General features: G+C 46.4%; 15 protein-coding genes. 2 read left to right on the top strand and 13 right to left on the bottom strand.

Translation table 11 applies throughout. The features are described from left to right. Positions 1 to 29: 29 nt before the first annotated feature. The 5 genes from L4D76_RS07105 to L4D76_RS07085 form a co-directional block, all read right to left on the bottom strand. Entirely contained in the window at positions 30 to 530 is a 501-nt protein-coding gene (locus tag L4D76_RS07105; RefSeq protein WP_428440220.1) for a hydrogenase maturation protease, read from the bottom strand. 336 nt (positions 531 to 866) lie between these two features. Continuing rightward, positions 867 to 2,162 carry a Ni/Fe hydrogenase subunit alpha gene (locus tag L4D76_RS07100; RefSeq protein ID WP_428440219.1) on the bottom strand — a complete coding sequence of 432 codons (1,296 nt, stop codon included), beginning with the start codon at positions 2,160 to 2,162 and terminating at the stop codon, positions 867 to 869. Positions 2,163 to 2,171: 9 nt separating this feature from the next. Further along, positions 2,172 to 2,969 carry an NADH-quinone oxidoreductase subunit B family protein gene (locus L4D76_RS07095; RefSeq protein ID WP_428440218.1) on the bottom strand — a complete coding sequence of 266 codons (798 nt, stop codon included), beginning with the start codon at positions 2,967 to 2,969 and terminating at the stop codon, positions 2,172 to 2,174. A 1-nt stretch (position 2,970) separates the two neighbouring features. After that, positions 2,971 to 3,789 (bottom strand): FAD/NAD(P)-binding protein, encoded by an 819-nt coding sequence (locus L4D76_RS07090; protein WP_428440217.1) that lies wholly within the window; start codon positions 3,787 to 3,789, stop codon positions 2,971 to 2,973. Next, complete coding sequence (locus L4D76_RS07085) at positions 3,786 to 4,937, bottom strand: 4Fe-4S dicluster domain-containing protein (RefSeq protein ID WP_428440216.1); 1,152 nt, start codon at positions 4,935 to 4,937, stop codon at positions 3,786 to 3,788. Before L4D76_RS07085 ends, L4D76_RS07090 begins: the two co-directional genes overlap by 4 nt. A 760-nt stretch (positions 4,938 to 5,697) precedes the next feature. On the opposite strand from L4D76_RS07085, the gene L4D76_RS07080 reads away from it, so the two are divergent. Beyond that, the gene (locus L4D76_RS07080) at positions 5,698 to 5,946 is read left to right on the top strand and encodes a hypothetical protein (protein WP_428440215.1); all 249 of its coding nucleotides are present in this window, start codon (positions 5,698 to 5,700) and stop codon (positions 5,944 to 5,946) included. Between the two features lie 113 nt (positions 5,947 to 6,059). Here L4D76_RS07080 and L4D76_RS07075 read toward each other — a convergent pair whose 3' ends face one another. From L4D76_RS07075 to L4D76_RS07045, 7 genes are all read right to left on the bottom strand, one after another. Further along, positions 6,060 to 6,557 (bottom strand): nitrous oxide reductase accessory protein NosL, encoded by a 498-nt coding sequence (locus L4D76_RS07075; protein WP_428440214.1) that lies wholly within the window; start codon positions 6,555 to 6,557, stop codon positions 6,060 to 6,062. Positions 6,558 to 6,621: 64 nt separating this feature from the next. After that, positions 6,622 to 7,440, bottom strand: coding sequence for an ABC transporter permease (locus L4D76_RS07070; RefSeq protein ID WP_428440213.1), 819 nt, complete (start codon positions 7,438 to 7,440; stop codon positions 6,622 to 6,624). Beyond that, a complete protein-coding gene (locus L4D76_RS07065) occupies positions 7,437 to 8,456 on the bottom strand; it encodes an ABC transporter ATP-binding protein (protein ID WP_428440212.1) in 1,020 nt (339 codons plus the stop codon). Before L4D76_RS07065 ends, L4D76_RS07070 begins: the two co-directional genes overlap by 4 nt. Before the next feature lie 10 nt (positions 8,457 to 8,466). Next, positions 8,467 to 9,786, bottom strand: a complete 1,320-nt coding sequence (locus L4D76_RS07060; protein ID WP_428440211.1) for a nitrous oxide reductase family maturation protein NosD — start codon at positions 9,784 to 9,786, stop codon at positions 8,467 to 8,469. A 199-nt stretch (positions 9,787 to 9,985) separates the two neighbouring features. Further along, a complete protein-coding gene (gene nosZ, locus L4D76_RS07055) occupies positions 9,986 to 11,890 on the bottom strand; it encodes a TAT-dependent nitrous-oxide reductase (protein WP_428440210.1) in 1,905 nt (634 codons plus the stop codon). Positions 11,891 to 12,010: 120 nt separating this feature from the next. After that, positions 12,011 to 14,143 carry a transcriptional regulator NosR gene (gene nosR / locus L4D76_RS07050; RefSeq protein WP_428440209.1) on the bottom strand — a complete coding sequence of 711 codons (2,133 nt, stop codon included), beginning with the start codon at positions 14,141 to 14,143 and terminating at the stop codon, positions 12,011 to 12,013. 192 nt (positions 14,144 to 14,335) lie between these two features. Further along, positions 14,336 to 15,031, bottom strand: coding sequence for a DUF4336 domain-containing protein (locus L4D76_RS07045; RefSeq protein WP_428440208.1), 696 nt, complete (start codon positions 15,029 to 15,031; stop codon positions 14,336 to 14,338). Between the two features lie 779 nt (positions 15,032 to 15,810). Here L4D76_RS07045 and L4D76_RS07040 point away from each other — a divergent pair. After that, positions 15,811 to 16,011 (top strand): hypothetical protein, encoded by a 201-nt coding sequence (locus tag L4D76_RS07040; RefSeq protein ID WP_428440207.1) that lies wholly within the window; start codon positions 15,811 to 15,813, stop codon positions 16,009 to 16,011. A gap of 357 nt (positions 16,012 to 16,368) precedes the next feature. Here L4D76_RS07040 and L4D76_RS07035 read toward each other — a convergent pair whose 3' ends face one another. Further along, positions 16,369 to 19,476, bottom strand: a complete 3,108-nt coding sequence (locus tag L4D76_RS07035; RefSeq protein WP_428440206.1) for a cadherin repeat domain-containing protein — start codon at positions 19,474 to 19,476, stop codon at positions 16,369 to 16,371. Positions 19,477 to 19,945 lie beyond the last annotated feature (469 nt).

Genomic DNA, 19,945 nt, shown 5'->3' with positions numbered 1-19,945 from the left:
TTAAAATTTTCAGTAAACAGAATGCAATATTATCGATTGGTCATTGACACTTGATCACTGAACTGGATTATCCGGCGGGTAACTTCCGGCACCGCTTTGGCGACCTCAGAGCTGATTGTCTGATTAAATACAGTTACATCAGCCACTTCTATTGCAAAAACTGTCATTTTAGGCGGCGTTTCCATCAGCGTATTTAACAACTGCCAGATTTGCGGCAACGCCATCATGTGGCTGCTGAGGTGAGTTTCTCTGTCTGTGTCAGTCATTGACTGTAGGTCATTCCCGTCAAAGCAGTAAAGCTTGCCTGGGTGTCCGAATGACTGGCTTTCAAGCGCATCAACCACAATGGTATGGGTGCAATTGAAAAAAAATGGCAATGCCCGCTGTCCCGAGTTTGCAGCGTAAAACAGTTGAATGGCGGACTCGGGTGCTGGCCTTAAGGCCAGTTCTGTTTGTAACCGTTCAAATACGGCATAACCCACACCATCATCACTGCAAAGTTGGTTGCCAAAGCAAATGATATTGATCATCTTATTTCGTTGTACCGCACATGTGATTTCCCCAAACCCTGTTACTGGTGAGCATTGCCGCAAATGGTCTATACCCAAGTAACCTCAAGATGCTCGTTTCAGCGAGAATTTCCAGGCGCTAAGGTCAGGCGCTGATTTGCAGATATAGTGCTCTACATCAAAAATCAGCAACGCAACATTAGTGCCTGGAAAACTCGCCCTTCGGGAGTGATCCAGCCAGCCCACTTCCATGTCAAATGCACTCGAAAGGACCAGTCATTCCTTTGCACATTTTCCTAGAATTGAGCTGGCTGGTATCACTCTGAGTCCTGCATCTTGAGGTTACTTGGGTATATATCAGACTCTGTTGACTTTCAACTTCAGGAAGTGAGTTGAGCAGGAAATACAGGGATCATAGTTGCGGATCACCTGCTCACAGAACAGCTTCAGCTCTTCGTCACTGTGTTCAAGCCCATATACCTGCACCGAGTGTTTCAGATCGTGCTCAATCCGGGCCTGATTCTGACTTGTTGGCGGTATTATGGTGCAGTTTATTATCCTGCCTTTCTCATCGAGCTTATAACGATGATAAATCAGGCCCCTGGGCGCTTCGGTTGCATGGCAGCAATCCCCTGCCCTTGGCGTGACGACCACGCTAGGCTCGTCGGGCAAACAGAGGCTATCGAGGAGGCGACAGATTTCATTGATGGCATAGTGAAGTTCCAGCGCCCGGATCACAATACTGTCAAACATATTCAGGCTCGCACCGGCCAGCCCCACCTGTACAGCCAGCTGTCGGGTTTCATCGTCTAACTGAGCAAAATTGTTATTAAACCGTGCCAGCGGTCCCACCAGGTAATCCTGGCCATGCAACATAGAATAAAGTGCCGTCGAGTGAGGCTCCTGATGCTCCTTGAAATAATCCTGATAATCTTCGACATCAATAATCAGATCCGACGCGCTGGCAATCCTGCCCCCATTGATGGGGTAGCAGGTCTCTGACTTTAAGCTCACATAATCAAAACCGTATGAATAATCGGGGCGCTTTAGCGAAGCGCAGAAAACAACCAAATCATGCGCCAGCTGACGGGTATCTTCTGCCTTGGATTTAAGTGCATTGAGTTCATCATGAGTAAGCAAGCGTTCAAAGCCGCCGACTTTCAACCCGATAGGATGGACACTGCGGCCGCCGAGCAGCGCCATGACATCGTTGCCGAGTGCCTGGATCCTGACACCGCGCTTAAAGACATCGGGATGATGCTTTGCCATCTCAAGCGCATTGTCAAAACCAAGGAAATCCGGCAAGGCAAGAAAGTGAATATGCAGGGCATGGCTTTGGAGCCACTCCCCCAGGTTCATCACCCGTCTTAACTGTGCGATAGGATCGGGGATCTCTACCTGGAATAATTTCTCAAAGGCCAAAATTGACGTCAGCTGATAGGCCATGGGGCAGATCCCGCAAATACGGGCACTTAATTCGGGGGCATCGATATAATTTTTGCCTATCAGGAATTGTTCAAATAATCGGGGCGGCTCAAAGATCTTCAAATGCAACTGATCTATCTGATCATCACCGGCATCAAACTCCAGTGACGCTTCCCCCTCGATGCGGGTAATAAAAGGCACCTTGATTTTGATTTTCCGTCTGGCCATATCCGCTCCTTATTCTTTTTTGCTGTCCGGTGCCCAATGCTCGATCTCTTTACGGTATTCCGGGGAATGGCAATGAATTTGCGCAAAACGGTTTACCACCTCCTGATCCACCAGGCCAATCCCCTTCAGCCGGTTGGCAAGACTGCGACAATTGGGCTGCTCTGAAGGCCCATAGCAGCTGTAACAAGCTTTGCCGTAAGCAGGACACATTGCCCCGCATCCGGTACGCGTGGTGGGGCCGAGGCATGGCGCCTGCTTGGTGACCAGCACACAAACAATCTGCTGTCGCTTGCACTGCATGCAGAGCTTTTCTTTCTCGGCTTTGGCTTTTGTTCCGAGAAGCAACTGGACCAAAAATCGATTAACCTGCGCCGCTGAAACCGGACAGCCCCACAATTCATAATCAACTTTAATTGCGCTGGCAACAGGTTCAGAATTTTCCAGTGTTTCAATAAAATCGGGCCGGGCATAGACCTGCAATTTCATTGAAGACGCCGTGCCATACAATTGCGAAAAGTTGCGCAGGGCCTGCACCCCGCCTGAAGTCGCACAGGCGCCGATAGTAACCACAAGCTTACTGTGACTTCGGATCGCATTTACCCGTACCAGATCATGGGGCGTAGATATGCTGCCTTCGACAAAGGCGATGTCGACCGGGCACTCCGGGTTATAAATACCCCCTTCAACAAAATGAAGGATCTCAGCCCGCTCGAGCAAACTTAATAAGCCCTCCCCCTGATTGAGAAAGGCCAGCTGGCAACCGGAGCAGGAAGTCAGTTTATGAATGGCAACCGTCAACTTCGACATATCAAAATCCGTCCAGTCCAAACCAGGGCTTGATGGCAGGGAAATGAAATACCGGCCCGTCCTTACACACAAAATACGGGCCAATCTGACAGTGTCCGCAAAATCCCTGACCGCATTGAAAGTTACGTTCCATGCTTAAATAGTAAGCATCATCGGCAACACCAAGCCCGGCGAGCTGCTTGATCGCCGCCTTCATCATAATTTCAGGACCGCACATCATGACGACACAGTTGTCGATATCAAAATCCGCATTTTTAAGCAGCTCGGTAACCAAACCCAGCCGCCAGTGCATTTTGCCTTTTTTCTCCTCGCTGGCGGCCAGCAATACCTGGCAGTTATGATGATCACGCCAGGTGTCATACTGTTGTTTCCACAACAAATCCTCACGATGTTTAACCCCTTGCAGGATCACGATTTTACGATAATTCTGACGATGCGTGATCGCATGGTTTATCGCCGCAACAGCAGGAGCACACCCCAGCCCGGCAGTAATAAACACCAAATCTTTGGCAATGGCTTCCGTCAGCGGCCAGCCATTGCCAAAGGGGCCTCGAAGGCCAATTTGCTGCCCGATCTTGATGGCCGTGAGTGCCTGCGTCACTCGCCCGACGGCACGGACGGTATGCAGCAGCACACCCTCCTTCCACCCCATAATTGAAATTGCCACCTCGCCGACGCCGAACAGATACAGCATGTTGAACTGGCCGTAATGGCACTCAAACGGGGCATCCGTTTCAAGCTTTAGTGACAACGTCACAATGCCAGGAATTTCTTCTGTCATGTTTATCAGGGTGGCCGGTATGGGCATCGCCTTGGTCATCCGTGTCCTCCGTTATCAGTCTTTTCTTCGCTCCCATTAACTTCGTTAACCAACAACTGTGCTTCTTCAACCAAATCAATGGCAGCCGGGCACCAGGTGACACAGCGGCCGCAGCCGACACACCCTGAACGCCCGTATTGCTGCTGCCAGGCCACCAACTTATGGATTAGCCACTGCTTATAGCGTGAAGCAATTGTCGGACGAACTGTTTTGCCAAAAATATAGCTGTGATCCTCGCTGAAGCAGGAATCCCATAACCTGACTTGCGAAGCACTCGCTAAGCTGATGTCGCTTTCTGACTCCTGCTTGCTGCAAAAACACGTAGGACAAACCAGGGTACAGTTACCACAAGCCAAACAGCGCTCAGCCACCGCCTGCCAACGCTCGCTGTCCAAAACCTTAACCAAACCGGCCAGCAGGGATTTTCTCGGCATCTTTTTTTTCTGGGCCTCTGCCGCTAATTTCACTTGCTGTTCGGCTCTGCTCTGCTGAGCGGCGGTAGCAAGTGTCAATGGAAGTTGCGCCATCACTTGCTGGCCTTTTTCGCTGCCGCCGTCGAGCAAAAAACCTTCATCGAGTTCATCGAGCACAATGTCATAATAAAAGCTGGCCTCGGGGCCGTCTCCGGTCGAAACACAAAAGCACTGATTGCCGCTCCGGCTGCAATTGACCGCCACGATCAGCATGTGTTCTCGTTGTGCCTGGTAAAATCCGTCCTGATAAGGGCCTTGCAAAAAGTGTTTGTCCTGGAGGGCCAGCGCAGCTAAATCACAGGCTCTTACACCAATAAACGCCAACTTTTCGGCTTCAACCGTGCATTGGTTAAAAACCAGGTTGCGGTCATCGACATCACAGATCCATAGTGTCTGCCGGGGCTTGAAAAGAAATGGCTTTAACGCCTGAGGGCCGGTATTCCAGTCAAAATAGCGCGGTGAATCACTTGCTGTCAGCTGGTAGCTACCGGGGGATTGTTCATCAATCAGGCCTGCGGCAAGCTGCCGGGGAGAAGTGACGCGCTCAAAGACGATCGCGCCATCTTTAACCACCGGCCCGACAATCTTGTAATCAAGTGCATGCAACACATCAAACAGGGCGTGGAAATCATCCCTGCCTAACGTTTTTTTATGCATTTTTGAGATGTTTTTCAAACACTAATCCACTGTGTTATTTTTTATCAGTATAGAACATAGACCGTTGGCCGGACGGCTAAATTGGATTTGGATGTATTTTTTTGCTGACACATTTTCAATGTTAGATCTAACACTCTAACTAAGCTGTTTGGTATTAGGAAAAGTAAATTGAGAGATCGAAAAATCAATTCACATCTAACCTTAATCAAACTAACTTTGAAACCGAGCCTTCTTAAGTATCATGCTATAACGTAATGAAGAATCAATAGGTGTTAGTTATTTTGATAGTTCGCCCTGATAATATTTCGCAATTAATTGATTTTGATGGCGAGAACGGGTCTTTCGCAAAATCTGTTTTATTTGGCTTCGAACAGTTTCTTTTGAAATGCTCCTAAACTGTGCGATTTCAGTTCCGTCGAGTCCCTGCAGTTTCCACGGCGGCTTAAGCTTTGTTCAATTTGCTAGCGCCATAACAGGGGCTAGTCCTAGTTGACATGCCCTTTTTTCATCGTGCAAGAGTAGTAAGCATAATGCAGCCAGAAGAGCTCCTTGATGCATTGATAGTTTTACAGCAGTCGCCACAAACATGGTTCCAATCATCTTCTATCACCTGTAAAGTACGCAATACATTACCTCTAAAGGCTTTAATGTCCCTTGGTAAACGGTAGTGATTCAAAAAATTTTAAGCCGCCAGCTTTATCCGCCATTAAATGGTGAGACAGCACCGTATGCTGCAAAAAGCGGGTGGACTTGCTAAGTAAGAAAGAGTGTTGAAGTTATGAATAATGAGCTTGATGTAATAGGTAACCTGGAAGAACTAGAGCGTTTTCTATTGTCTATTGAAAATGGTGGTCTGGGTTTAAAAGACGTTGCAGGTGTAGGCATGGCAACCAATAATTCAGATGGCCGCCATTTCGTTGCAGTATTCGATAATAAACAGCAACTTATTCTGGCACGTTGGGTTACTCAAGACGTTTACGATAATGGTAAAGATCTTGTCCGTAATGGCCCAAGACGTATGCACTAAGGCTTTTTTGCCTTTGCACCGAGAACACTAGCAACGCATAGTCTTCTTGCTATAAACGCCGTCAGTTAACTACTGATGGCGTTTTTTTATTAGTGAAGCATCACTTATCGTCTTTACAGCACATCAATCGTTATTTCTTCAAAGCTATATAGCTTGCCTCCGAACTCTTTAATAAAGACTTCGGCATCGGCTTTTTGGCCAAAACTGGCCAGGGTTTTACCCATCGCACCTGTTTTCTCAGAGCCGATCACATACCAGGCCTCTCGGGCATCAATGAAATACTCGTCTTCCGGACGTTGCCAGGGCGTTTTGCTCATATCATGAACATAGATTTCCTTAACCTGACGGGTGTTTTCCGGTTGCAGGACAAAACTGAATAAATCACGGGTTGAGCAGAACTTACTGACCGAGTCAGATGATTTGTTATAGGTCTCGCCTTTAGGGCCCGGGTAATTGCTGATGATCATGCCACACAGGTGACATTCATCAGCCTGCTCTATGGCAACGGCCTGGCGCACCATGGCTTTTTCTGATGATTCCTCGCTGCAGGCAACGCCCAGTACCAGCATCATGGCAACACTGATAATCCTTAGTGAATGTAATCTTTGCATTATGGTTTCCTTACTAAATGGTTACAAACTAATTGGTTGTTTTTATTGGTAAAGTTTCTTGTTTCTACAGTTTTTTGTATTTAAATACTAAAGAGGCGACCGCCAACGGTGCCACAACCCAGCCACCCATCATCAGCAACAAGGTCGCTGGCGAACGGCTTTCGTCGATGGCAACAGCCAGCACACCGCTAACATCACCGGTATCTAACGCCGCCAGATTAATCAACCGGAACAAATCGGCCGGATTGAACATCATCAGCTGTACCAAGTGCTGTTGCGTTAATCCCTCTTCAACCCCGACAAGAATGGCCAGCAACGCCAAATCAAAGACCAGAACAAAGAAGAACCAGATCATTAATGCAATACCTGCCGCTTTGGACTTCTCTGACACTGACAAGCTGATCACATAGGCAATCGCGATAAAACAGAGCCCCAGCAGGGTTGCGGTGAGAATAAACAGGCTGAATGCCGGTACGACATTAACGAAATCAGACTGTATCGCCAGCAAGAAAGCGGCACTGCCAAAACCGAGGCAGGTTGCCAGGGTAATGATAGCACCCTGTCCTAAAAATTTACCGAATAACAGCTGGCTATGGCTGATCGGGTAGGTTAATAACAGCAGCAAGGTGCCGGATTCCTGCTCGCCGACAAAGCTGTCGTAACTTAGAAGAAGCGCAATAAGCGGAATAAGAAATACCGCGAGACTAGACAGACTGGCAATCGTCGATGATAAAGACGCCACACCCAGTTGCCCGGATGCGACCGAGCCGTAATAACTCAGTCCCAAAGAGAGCACCGCAAAAATAAGGGTAATGGAAATCAGCCAGCGGTTTCTGAGCCCATCCTGAAACTCTTTTATCGCAACAGCAAAAACTGGATTCATGATCTTAATGCCTCCGATTTATCGAATGCTTCAGGTTTACTTAAGGCTTCTGGTTTATTTGACTCTTCTTGTTTATTAGCTGCTTCTTGTTTATTTGAGAGGGAGGCTCCGTAATTATTGAGATAATACTGGTAGAGCTGATCCAGGTTGGCCGGTTCCACGTGAAGATCACTGATATGATCATAACTGAGCAGTTTACGCATAACAGCCAGTTTATCGGTTTCCGGAACCAGTAACTGATTGTCATTAACCAGCAATTCATTAAGGGCCGGATCACCCCGAAGTTCGCCGTTAAGCCCCTTGGTATGAATAGCCACAGGCAAGCGGGCCTGTTCGCGCAGTTGTGCCAGGGTTCCTATTGCCCGCGACTTACCACCCGATAAAATCATCGCCCTGTCTATGTGCTGCTCCACGCCCGACAGGATATGGGAGCACAGGATAATACTGGCACCGTTACTCTTAAGGCGATCAACCGTCTGGTAAAACTCTTTGGTCGCAATGGGATCAAGACCCACAGTGGGTTCATCAAGCAACAATAATTTAGGATCACCCAAAAAGGCCTGGGCTAAACCCAGTCGTTGCCGCATGCCTTTTGAATAGGTCTTCACCTTGCGGTTCATGGCTGCCGTCAACCCGACCTGTTCCAGTAATGCAATTACCTGGTTTTTGTTCACCGATTTTAATCGAGAAAAATAAGTCAGTACTTCCAGTCCGGTAAGGTGATCATAAAAACTAACATTTTCCGGCAGATAACCAATTTTCCGACGGCTGTGCCAGGCTTGCTTTGACTGTGGATCAACACCAAAGATCGTCACTTCTCCCTGGCTGGCTCCGATAACGCCGAGGATAAGTTTCATCATCGTCGTTTTGCCGGCCCCGTTATGGCCAAACAGGCCAAGCACTTCACCGGCAGCCAGGTGAAGGTTGATATTTTTCAACGCTTCAACCTGCTGATAGTGTTTGCTCGTATTGTGTAATGAAACAATTGGAGAGGTCGCTTTTTTTGAAGAGGTCATAGTAATGCTGTTACCCCGCAGCCTGGTTGTTTATAGGTGGCTGATTTACAGATAAATGTTTTTCCGGTGCAGACGGTACTGTCATTAGTGGAAAGCTGTCTCTTACCCCTGCGGGTTTTAGTACCGGAAATTGTTTTTGTATCCAACGCAACATCAGGATTGCCGGACTATCGAGCAGGACTCTGACCTCCGGATACTTCCACATCAACTTATCGATCCCGTCATTGGGCTCAAAGGGGGTATCCCCGCGGCCATCGTTGTTCAGATCCCAGCCAAGGTAGTTACTCCAGAAATTGCCAATGCCGTCCTGGCTCCACTCCTGCTCCCGGTTAGAGACATATTTCACCTGCACCGGGTTATTGATAAAGCTATTGCCGAAGACTTTGACATTTTCCGATCCCGCCGTAAGGTGAATACCAATTTCAGCGGTATCGATGCTGTTGTAGCTGATGGTGTTGTAACCTGAGTTATAGACAAACAACCCCTTACCGTCACGCCCCAGGACTTTGTTTTCAGGCTTGGTCCAGACATTCTTTATCCGGTTATGGCTGATATCGGAATAGGTAATAAAATTCATCAAAAAACCGTAGTCTTCACTGTCTCGGCTTTCATTACCGGATACCGTCAGTTTTCGAGAACTCATCAATGCATATCCCGCCCGCGTGTTATACGCCAGATTGTTGAGCACTTGGTTACTATGGGAATACATATAATGGATACCATATCGCAGATCGTGCATGGTATTGTTTTTCAAGATATTATTCTGGCTGGCGATAATATACAAGCCATCCCGGGTTTTGCTGATCGTATTACCGGTGACCTCAACGTCCTCGACTTTTGACAACTGAATACCGTTGCCTCTGTCGGCCGAACGCAACGTGGGATTGCCTTCAACCTGGTTACCCTCAACTTTGATATGTTTCCCGCCTTGTAACCAGATACCGAAACCGTCACCCTGCAGTTTATTGTTGCGAATGGTCAGGTTATTGGCTTGCTTGTCGGAATAGATACCGGCATTTTGCTCGGTTAGATCACTGCCCCAATTAATGATGTTCAGATCCTCAATCAGGATATCTGAGCTTTTCAGCAACAGGGCATGCCCCTGCCCTCCCGCATTGATGGTGGCCTTATTATTACCTGTCAGGGTGATGGCTTGGCGAAGAACAAAGTTACCCAAATACTCACCGGAGGCCAGTGACACCACATCGCCATCCGATGCCGCATCCAGCATCACTTGCAAGTTGTCGTCAACCGTCACCTGGTAGGTTTTGGCAAACACCACCGGCTGCAGACAAAAAAGAATAAGTAGTGTAATTAATGGTTTAATCATCGATTGTTTTAACTTCCCTGCTACGACTTAAAAGATGAAGGCACAAAGATGATGATACAAAGGGCCAGTCATGATGATTTTGCTTCATGATAAATAAGCGACATAATGACCAGACTAAATAGAGAAAGGTGACAAAGTGCCAGTCTGGCTGGCACTTTGTCGGTCAGGTTACCGACTCAGGCTATACCGAAGCAGAACGTCAAGCCTCAACCAGCATACGGCCTCGCATTTCCATGTGTAGCGCATGACAGAACCAGTTACAGTAGTACCACTGAACCCCGGGCTTATTGGCAATAAAGGTAACGGACGACGTTTCCTGTGGGCTAATTTCCATCTGAACACCATGGTTAGTCATACAGAAGCCATGTGTGACGTCTTCGACCATGTCTAAGTTGGTGATTACCATCGTCACTTCATCACCTAACTTAACTTTAAACTCATTCATCCCGAAATTAGGTGCAACCGATGTCATGTAAACACGCACCTTATTACCATCACGGATCACTTTGTTTTGAGTCATCACGTCAACACCGTCTTTTTTCGCCATAGCAACTGTTTCGGCAAACATCGGATCATCACGTGTCCAGAGTTTCTTAGGCTTCACCTTGCTACGGTGAACAATCATACAGTCATGGGGTTCCGCAAACGTCGGGCCATCATGAACCAGCTTCATCTCATCACCAGAAATATCAATCAGCTGATCATTCTCAGGGCGTAACGGACCGACAGGCAAGAAACGGTCTTTAGAGAACTTACAAAGAGAAACGAGCCATTTACCATCGACATCACGGCTTTCACCCTGGGAGGTATGGTTATGTCCTGGTTGATAATGCACATCCAGCTTCTGGCGGATGTAGTTTACCTTCTCGCCATTGTAAGCTTTGATTGCATCTTCTACGTTCCACTTCGCAATCTGGCTATCAAGGAACAAAGTCGTATAGGCATTACCACGGTTATCAAAGGCAGTATGCAGAGGACCGAGGCCTAGCTCAGGCTCTGCAACGATAGTGTCACGTGGTTTGATTTTGTCGTCGAACAGAGCGTCTAGCTTATCGATTGCAATAACAGAAACTGTTGGCGAAAGTTTACCGTTAGCAACAAAGTACTTGCCGTTTGGAGATGTATTCAGTCCGTGCGGTGATTTTGGTACAGGGATGTAACGAGTGAGTTCAGAACCTTTACGGCCATCTAAAACAGGAACATCATTGTCATTGTAAGTTTTGAATTCACCCGCTTTCAATGCTGCTTCACAGCGCGCCAGATTGAAAACAACAACGTGATCTCGCTCAGCCGTGATCATTTCACCCAGCGTCATCCCCATTTCAGAGTTGTAGCAGGTCGACGCGAAGTATTTACCATCGAAGTCGGCATCGGTGTTATCAAGGTTGCCATCAACCATCACCTGGAATGCCACTTCCATCTTCTCGGCATCAATCACGTTAAACAATGAACGGTATGTGCTGACATCTTCCAATGATGATTTGCCGTCATTGTTCATCGGAATTTCAAATTCGCCGTTACAGATCACGTACTTAGTCTCTGGTACTTTTTGTACCCGTAATCCGTGAATAGCCTGAACATTCGGAATGGTGATCATCTTGTCCGTTTTCATTACATCACAGCGAATACGTGCGACACGTGTATTAGCTTTGTCATTAATGAAAACGTATTTACCATTGTATCTGCCGTCCGTCATACTCATATGGGGATGGTGAGAATCTCCCGTCAGCAGATGGGCACTGTCGCCTTTGATACGCTTACTTTCGTTGGTGATACCCCATCCCGTTGCACTATCAATGTTAAATACAGGGATACGCATTAATTCACGCATGGATGGCAAGCCCATGATACGCACTTCACCAGAATGGCCACCGCTCCAGAAACCATAGTATTCATCCAGATCCCCAGGATGAACAAACGGGCTGTTACCCGCTTCTGCTGCCTTGGCTTGCGCCATTGAGGCAAACATCGCGGCTGACATTGGGGCGACTGCCGCGCCAATACCTACCGCTGCTGTTTTACCGAAAAATTTACGTCGTTCTTTGTTTGGCAATGTATCGTCGTTATGGTGTTCTATCTGATCATTGTTCTTGTTATCACTCATAGTTGGCTCTCCATACCGTTATTATTTACGCGACCACGATATTTATACTAGTAGGGTTATTTACGAAAACTGCATTATATTTCTGATTATTTTCCTTGTTATTCAGTAACTACTCGGTATTTATTCGGTAACAACCACTGGAATTTCCAGCTCAGTATTCTTACGTTTCTTTCGCGCCAGTTTCTTCAGTGGCGGACATTTTTCTTCGTTGTAATAGGTAACCTGGCAGTCTAGGCAGTAATGGCATTCACGCATGTTGATCACACCATCGGGCTGGATTGCCTGGATCTCACACTCTTTCGCACATGTCTTACAGGGTGTGCCGCAGTCAGGGCGACGTTTTAACCAATTAAATAAACGGACACTGTTGCTGACCGACAGTGCGGCGCCTAATGGACACAGGTAACGACAGAAGGTTTTTCGGTTAAACAGATTCAGCAAGATCAGGAAGGCGGCCCAGGCGACAAATGGCCATTCACGATCAAATTTCAACAGGAAGGTGGTTTTAAACGGTTCGATTTCGGCAAACTGCTCAGCCATTGCTAACGAATCAAGAGAGATCCCGAACAGGCCTAATAAGATAAGATATTTGATTGCCCACAAACGTTCATGCACGGCATACGGCAATTCATATTGAGGGATTTTGAAATGCCGGGCAAATTGATTGACCAGCTCCTGCAAGGCACCAAACGGGCATAACCAGCCACAATAAACCGCACGTCCCCAGAGTATAATGGTGACCGCTGCTGCACACCACAGGATAAAAATAATCGGATCGAGCAGGAAAAGATCCCAGGAAAAGTCACTCATCAAGGCCTGTAAAAAGGTGAAGACATTCACCACCGACAACTGCCCGCCCCATGACCAGCCGATAAACACCACCGTTACCGCCAGGAAGCCATGACGCAAGTTATGCATAAAGGTGGGATGACGAACCAGCACATCCTGGAAGAACAGAATCAACAGCAAGACACCCAGTAAAACCAGGAGTATAACCACCTCAAGCTGGCGCTCTTTCCATACCTGCTGGGTCAGGGATAACTCCGGCTCGGGCACAATCGCTGGCGGCGTATCGACATATTTTCCCAACATGTCGTAGCTACCTTTAAAGCTGGTAAACAGACTATCAACCGGGCCAGTCTGGCGTCGCACTAACAGTTCAAACTGCCAGCTTGCACCGGGGTCAAGTTCATGATGCGCCTGAATCCGGAACACCGACATTTCTTTGAACTTCGGTGCCCCTGCAATATACAGATCCGTAATACGGTTGTGGTCGAGATCACGAAATGAAATTGCATTCTCGTTCTGATGGATCTGGATACGATCGAAGATCCCGCCCCGCACATAACCCGATCCCTTAAACGAGTAGCCATTACCCAATACTGCCACCAGATGCTCACCCGGTTTCAGTGATTTCACTAACCATTCATAGTCGGCATCGCCGAACAGATTTCGCCCGATTGTTGGTACGTCAGCAAGCGCAAAATAGATTTCAGCAAACATATCCTGCTTTTGTTCAGCAGGCGCACTATCAATATATTCAGCCTCGGTTCCAACAAAGGCTTCATCGATTTTTTCATTGGTCAGGTAGACTTTTCGTATCGAACCGTCACCCGTTAACTGATGCCAGTCAGCTTTTGTAAATTCTTCTTGATGGATGGTCGATGGCGGCTGGATAACCGTTTGCTGCTTCTTAACAATTCCCAGTGACTGAGCCACTTTTTTTGCCGCTTTGGTAATCGCGACATTCATCACCATGACCGTCACGGTTGCGCCTGACAGACCATCAACAGCGACATATCCCTGACTCTTGTTACCGCCAACTTTGATTCTGTCTTTCACCGATAGTCCGTTGTACTGATCAACAAACGCCCACAACTTCGTTTCCGGGATACCCGCCAGGATAATCGGTTCATGGTGCTCCAGCACTTTGGCGGTCAGGTAGTTTCCTTGTGGATCGATGGCGACCAGCATATTGACCGGCTCGCCAGAATAGGCGGGGATTTTAGCGATATCATTGGTTTCAAAGGCATAACCTATGATGTCTTGATCTTTATAGATGCTCCAGGCGGGGATCTCCCCCTGCTTATCGGCAATTTTTGTTGCATCAGGAAATGTTTCTTTGATGAGGGGAATAGGATCCTTTGGCGGGCTTACAAATAACGCACTCGCAGGTGCGATACCCCCGACAGAAAGCAAAACAAATAAGAACACACGAAAAATCATCGTTCTGAATATGCTGAATTTTTCCACCAATGAACTCCCAGGTCAGGCTTTTACCTAAGTTACCACACTTAATGAGGCATCTTAAATGCATCTTTAGACGCACTCATGATTGAGATCAATTAATTCACATCTTATTACATTCACCTAATCGAACTGTGACATGTATAACAGAGGCATCATTTATTTTTGCTTTCAATCGAGCGAAAAAGCTGTCGTTACTTATCTCACCTTTTCCAGCCAACTAAATGATTTATCAAGAAACCTCTGAGCATCTTGTTCGATCATGCAACCATGGGCCATCACAATAGTCTCTGGCTGCCAGGCTTTAATCGTCCGCAGGTGTTCTCTGGCCTTAGCCTTGCCAAAGTAAAAACTTAACCGCCAGTCGATCGGCATTTTTCCATGCGGCGCGAGTATGCCCGTCCCTTTGGCGAGTAACTGCTGTACACGAGTAAAGCCTTCTTTCGGGAAGTTCTCGATCAAGTCAGTCACGATAAGGGTTCGGGATGAATTGTGGAAAAAGACACACTCTTCCATTAAACGTGAACCCGTAAACATCACTTGGCAGATTTCATCCTGCCACGGGAATGTCTGCTGTTCATTCAGCGAACCATCAAACGAAATATCATCGCGTTTTTCTATCAGCTCGTCGGTACCGAAAGTTTGCGCATCAGGAAATGCATCCTGCCAGTCGGGAATAAAAAGATGGTGAAGATGATTGGGTGCTATCAGATATTTAACCGTGCCGAGACAGGCTATCTGTGCAGCAAGGGGTTCAGAATAGTTTATCGGGCTATGCAGCCATAAATCCCCGTTTAGTAATCGGATAATGGTCATTCTAGTGGTAAATGGCAGGGTCAAAAACGGAACTGTTTTGCCATCGACGATCCATATGTTTTCAGCTAACTGTTGCATTCCTTGCTCCTTGAATGATAAAGCGTGACTAGCGCCTGTTGGTAAATAATAACCACCAAATACTTATAGTGCGTTGTACAGAAAGTTAATATTCGTTAAACAGGGACATGGTCCAAAAAATATCTTCCCCATTGCGCAATATTGTACAAAAAACAGAACCACGACTGCGTTAAGATGTCCTTATACCCAAGTGACCTCAAGATGCAGGATTCACTTGGATATATAGGCATTTTTTGAGCTTTTGCTACCAGTGTACGATTTTTTTAACTACCAGCGTTGTTGTAAATACATTTCTCTTTGTACTTTTAAGTATATATGGTGCTGTGTGTATTCTACAACCTGTGGTGAGTTCCAAAATATATAAGCTGGATAAGAAGCTTCTTAAATATAGATAGCTTGATTAACCATCAATATCGTAAACCGAATCGCAGAAAGGTCGCATTTGGCGGCCTTCTTGCGTGACAAACAGATCAAAGCTGACATATTTATAGCTACACTATGGATGATCGTAGCTACATAATATAGTGATAGAGCTGACTTTTGTGGATCATTTATTCAAATATAAATCTTATTGGCATTCACCGTACAAATAAGCCTTTCGTTTTTTTGATGTCTTTTATGTTTGTAATATAAAAATAGAGTATGTAAGACTGCTATTGATTTTATTTAATTATGAGTTGGTCGTAAACACTAATAATTAAATTTTAAAATCAGACTGAGATCATAAATTTGTTTGTAGTTGTAAGTTATATTCTCCACCCCAAATAAAGGTTGGTAATATGAAATTTATTAGTTGCACTATTTTATCTAGATCTATGGTTCAAGATTTTGATTCTGTAGACTCAGCTATCGGATTTATTGATAGGAATGTAGATAAAGGTTTTTTTTCAGCTTACATTAGAGTGTTGGAATCACAAGAAGAGTTTACATTCTGGTTTAGTAATCAAGAATCTATGTTAGACAATCTTATGAATTTATAAATTGATGGGTTATTAGGTGATTTCCTTTATTAAATAATGGATTCAAATTTAATTACGACAAGCCATGCTTTTTGGTAAATATAGCGATATATATACGTTAATGATGTTACTTGAGCATTCCCAAATAGAGTTGGAAGCTATGTATTTACCATCCCCCTCGTAAACCGAGCTAACAATGAATGAAGGTCTGCCACTGGCAGACCTTTTGCTGTATCACGGGAATATGTTTGGGCCACCGCGTTCTGCTACACGGACGCAATCCGGCAAAGCTGAATAGATGAAGGCACAAAGATGATAATACAAAAAATCCCGGCGCGATGGCCGGGGCTTAAACTTTTGTCTTTCTTTTATGTTGATTTATTTACTGATGTTATATTCCATGCGATCCCACTCGTGAAGCTGGGACGGGGTCACGCCAGGTACGCCACCGCCATAGATCCCACCGAAACTTGACGGTGAGAAGAACCGATCGGAACTGCGGTAGATCACAAACGGACTCGCCAGTTGCCAGTTGCCCTCAGTTAGGGTGTCATCGATGGCAATAAGCGTCAGGTAACGATTTGTTGCGCCGTACTCACAGAACCCCGGCGCATCCATCGCAATAGACTGCTTATTTTTCAATAAGGTTGGTAACGTCGAGAACTTGACTTCCGATGGACAACCGTCAAAACGAAGCGCATAAAACATAACGGCTTTTCTTTTCGTAATATCAGTTTCGCCAACTTTTTGCATGCTGACAAAAAATTTAACGCCCGGTCCGTACTTTTGCAGCTCATCATCGGTTAACTTCAGTACATTACCGACACCGGCAAAATGTACCGCTGTCTCTTTAAGGTTACTGAACTGAGCATTACCGTTAAGATTGCTTTCCAGTATTGAGCCTGTTGGCGCTAATTCCGCATCCCGAGTTGCATGCTCAGGTTCCGGCGGCGTGATCGTAACCGACGGAGCAGAAAGGATCGAGGTTGGCGGCATAGCCAGATAGTTTTCACTTTCCGCTTCTGAAACCAGTATCGTTGCCGTTGTTTTACCCAAGCTTTCATAATCGAGCAAAGTCAGCTCACCGGAATTCGGATCAACCTTGACATAGGCCTTGGTTTTTTTATCACCAAGGCTGTAGCTACGTGTTCCCTTAGCCTTCGGTAATTGTGATTGTAATGCGACCTTTTTCAACGGCGCATATTCTACCGTTATTAATGTCTTAGCTAACCCCGGATGCGGCGCTTTTTTCACCGTACCTTCGACGGTAAATCTATGCTCGTTATAATTTCTCGTGTTACCGGCAACCACCGAAAGGTGATAGTTACCGGCGGTTTTAACCTCCAGCTCACCTGTTGCCGTATCAAGCAGTTTCACCGGCGCATTCTTCTCATCATACTGACTGAACGAGACACTGGTAACGTTGTTCTTTATTACCGGTACAAACTGCTGACCCTGCTTATAAACCGTTTCCGGGTACGTCACGGTGGCCGGGTTTTCCGCCCTGTCGATAAGAACAGAGAACGTTGCTGTACCGGGGTTGACGCCATTACCGCCCGCATCAGTGACCACAACGGTTGTAGCACCTGCATTTTTAATTTCCAACGCGCCCGTTGACGGTTCAACGGCGACGACATCGGTAGGTGAACCCGATCGCAGGCTATAGGTCAGTGCTCCACCCGCCCCTGTCACTGTCGGCGAATCCAACTGGGTGCCTGTTGGCGAATAAACCGCACGGACATTCCCGGCAACGGCAAGGGTTGAATTCGCCTTGGTAATGGTGACATCCAGAAGCTTCGCTGTCGAAGCCAGGTAGTTCTCGCTTGCACCGCTGATGACATCAAAGACGGTGCTGCCGTCTTTGACCACCTTGATACAGTTATTCGCCTTATCGTAAGTTGCCACCTGCTGATCGGCACCCGCATGAGGCAAGACGCTCAGGTCGCCTAAGTTGCCAGAAATCAGGTTAGTATCCAGCTCGATACACAAGCCGGATTGATAAACCTGATTAATTGACTTAACAGTGAAATCAGGATGGGTACCCGGGTTAACTTTCACCGTCAGCTTCGCCGATCCCTCAGAATAGTTATCACCGCCGGAATCGGTCGCCGTCAGCACCACACTGCCCACTTTGTTAACGGTTAAGACCCCACCAGAAAAAGAGACTACATCGCTACTCCCTTCAAGAGAAAAAGAGATCGTACCCATCTGCCCGGGCATTGCCGGCGTCATTTTATTCTGCTGCGGATCGGCCGAATAGGCCTGCTCAATCGTTTTATCAGCCAGCCCCGGATGCGCGGCTTTTGTAACACTATAGGTAAACGTGGTTTCAGAGGTTTGATAATTGCCATTGCCGTCATCAGTCACGGTTAAAGATGCGTCACCCACACCGACAATACGCGGCAGTTTCGTTGCCGGATCGATATCAATCACATCCCGATCGCTTTCATCGACGGCGTAAACCAGGTTACCCTTTACGTAATTCACCACAGGTTGAATAATTTTGTTCGGTGAAAAGATATCGGTCGCATTACTGACCTGAATTTGTTGAGTGCGCTTAGCAACCTTAATCGTCACGTCAAAGTAGGCTTCGCGCTGATCCACCGTAAAACTATCATCCAGCGCATTCATGACCTTTATTTTGGTCGGGAGATCACCTTCTTTACCAGCTTTAAGTACCGTCAACTGGCCAGTATGCTCATTGACACTGACAATACCATCATCCTGAAAGCCCTCTGCCAGCGAATAACGGAATGTGCCTTGATCGCCACCACTTAGCTGTCGCGGATCCAGTGTCAGCCCCTCTTCATACTCACGGGTGATAGGTGCATAAGCTAACTTATCCGGATTTACGGCTTTTACCACAACGTCAACATCTTTCGTGGTTGGCTTATACTGACGGTTGCCGCTATCCGACACCTGGATGGTCGCTCTACCGCTGGGACCTAAAGGCGTCAGCCTGCCGCTATAAAGATCCACAGCAACAATTGCATCGCCAGCCGTAACCTCATAGGTCACTTCACCTTTGGTCTCACTAGCTACAATATACTGGGGTGTTTGCTCAATTGCAGGGATGATTTTAGGAGCCGCTGAAAGTGAATAGTTCACCCCTTGTTCAATATGAACACGAAACGTTGCCGTCGATGTTTCATAGACGGAGCTGGTATCCACCACCTGAATGCGTGCATCGCCTGGATTGATAAACGTCAGTATCCCCGTCTGCTTATCGACCGAGACGACATCCAAAGGTTCACCTTCCACAAGGCTGAACGCCAGTGTTCCCATCCGATTATAAACACTTGGCGACTTTGTCTCAGAAGCTGAATAAACCTCATATACATCACTCACAGTCAGTGGCACACGAGATTGCTTAGCCGCTTTTATCGGCTGAGATGGAGCTGGGGACGATGACGAGCCGCCACCTCCGCCACACCCAACAAGCGCAACGGTTAGTATGAACAAAAACGTCGTTATTATTTTTCTCATGGTTTCAACCTGTGATCTTAACTATCTGTCTGGCAGATAAAGATGCTTTATATATGTCAGTTTAATAAATCGGTGTTTTATTGGGTGAGATAATACTGAATATTAAATGTTTTTAATAGAATAAATCAAAAAAAGAATAGTGTTTTATTCGTAAGTAATAAATAGAGCAGCATAAACAACGCTGGGGTGAAGAAATAGATCGAATTTAACGCATTGATATTAAAGGAGTTATAAATGAAACCATGTTAATGGAAATGATACAATAACACTTTCCAAATTAATGACAGGTAACATTACATCGAAACAATACAAATAGAATACAAATAGAATGTAAATAGAATGCGAACAGAATATAAATACCCCCCCCCTTCATTTCATTAATGACAATATATTCTTAGGAATATTTCCTATGTGATAAGAAAGCACGCCAAAATGCATGTAGCTTCATATCCATGGTGAATATTAATCT

The sequence above is a fragment of the Photobacterium sagamiensis genome, from assembly GCF_050337085.1.
Classification (GTDB): Bacteria; Pseudomonadota; Gammaproteobacteria; order Enterobacterales; family Vibrionaceae; genus Photobacterium; species Photobacterium sagamiensis.
Note: the sequence above shows the minus strand (reverse complement) of the source record. Positions and strands in the feature narration are given on the sequence as shown.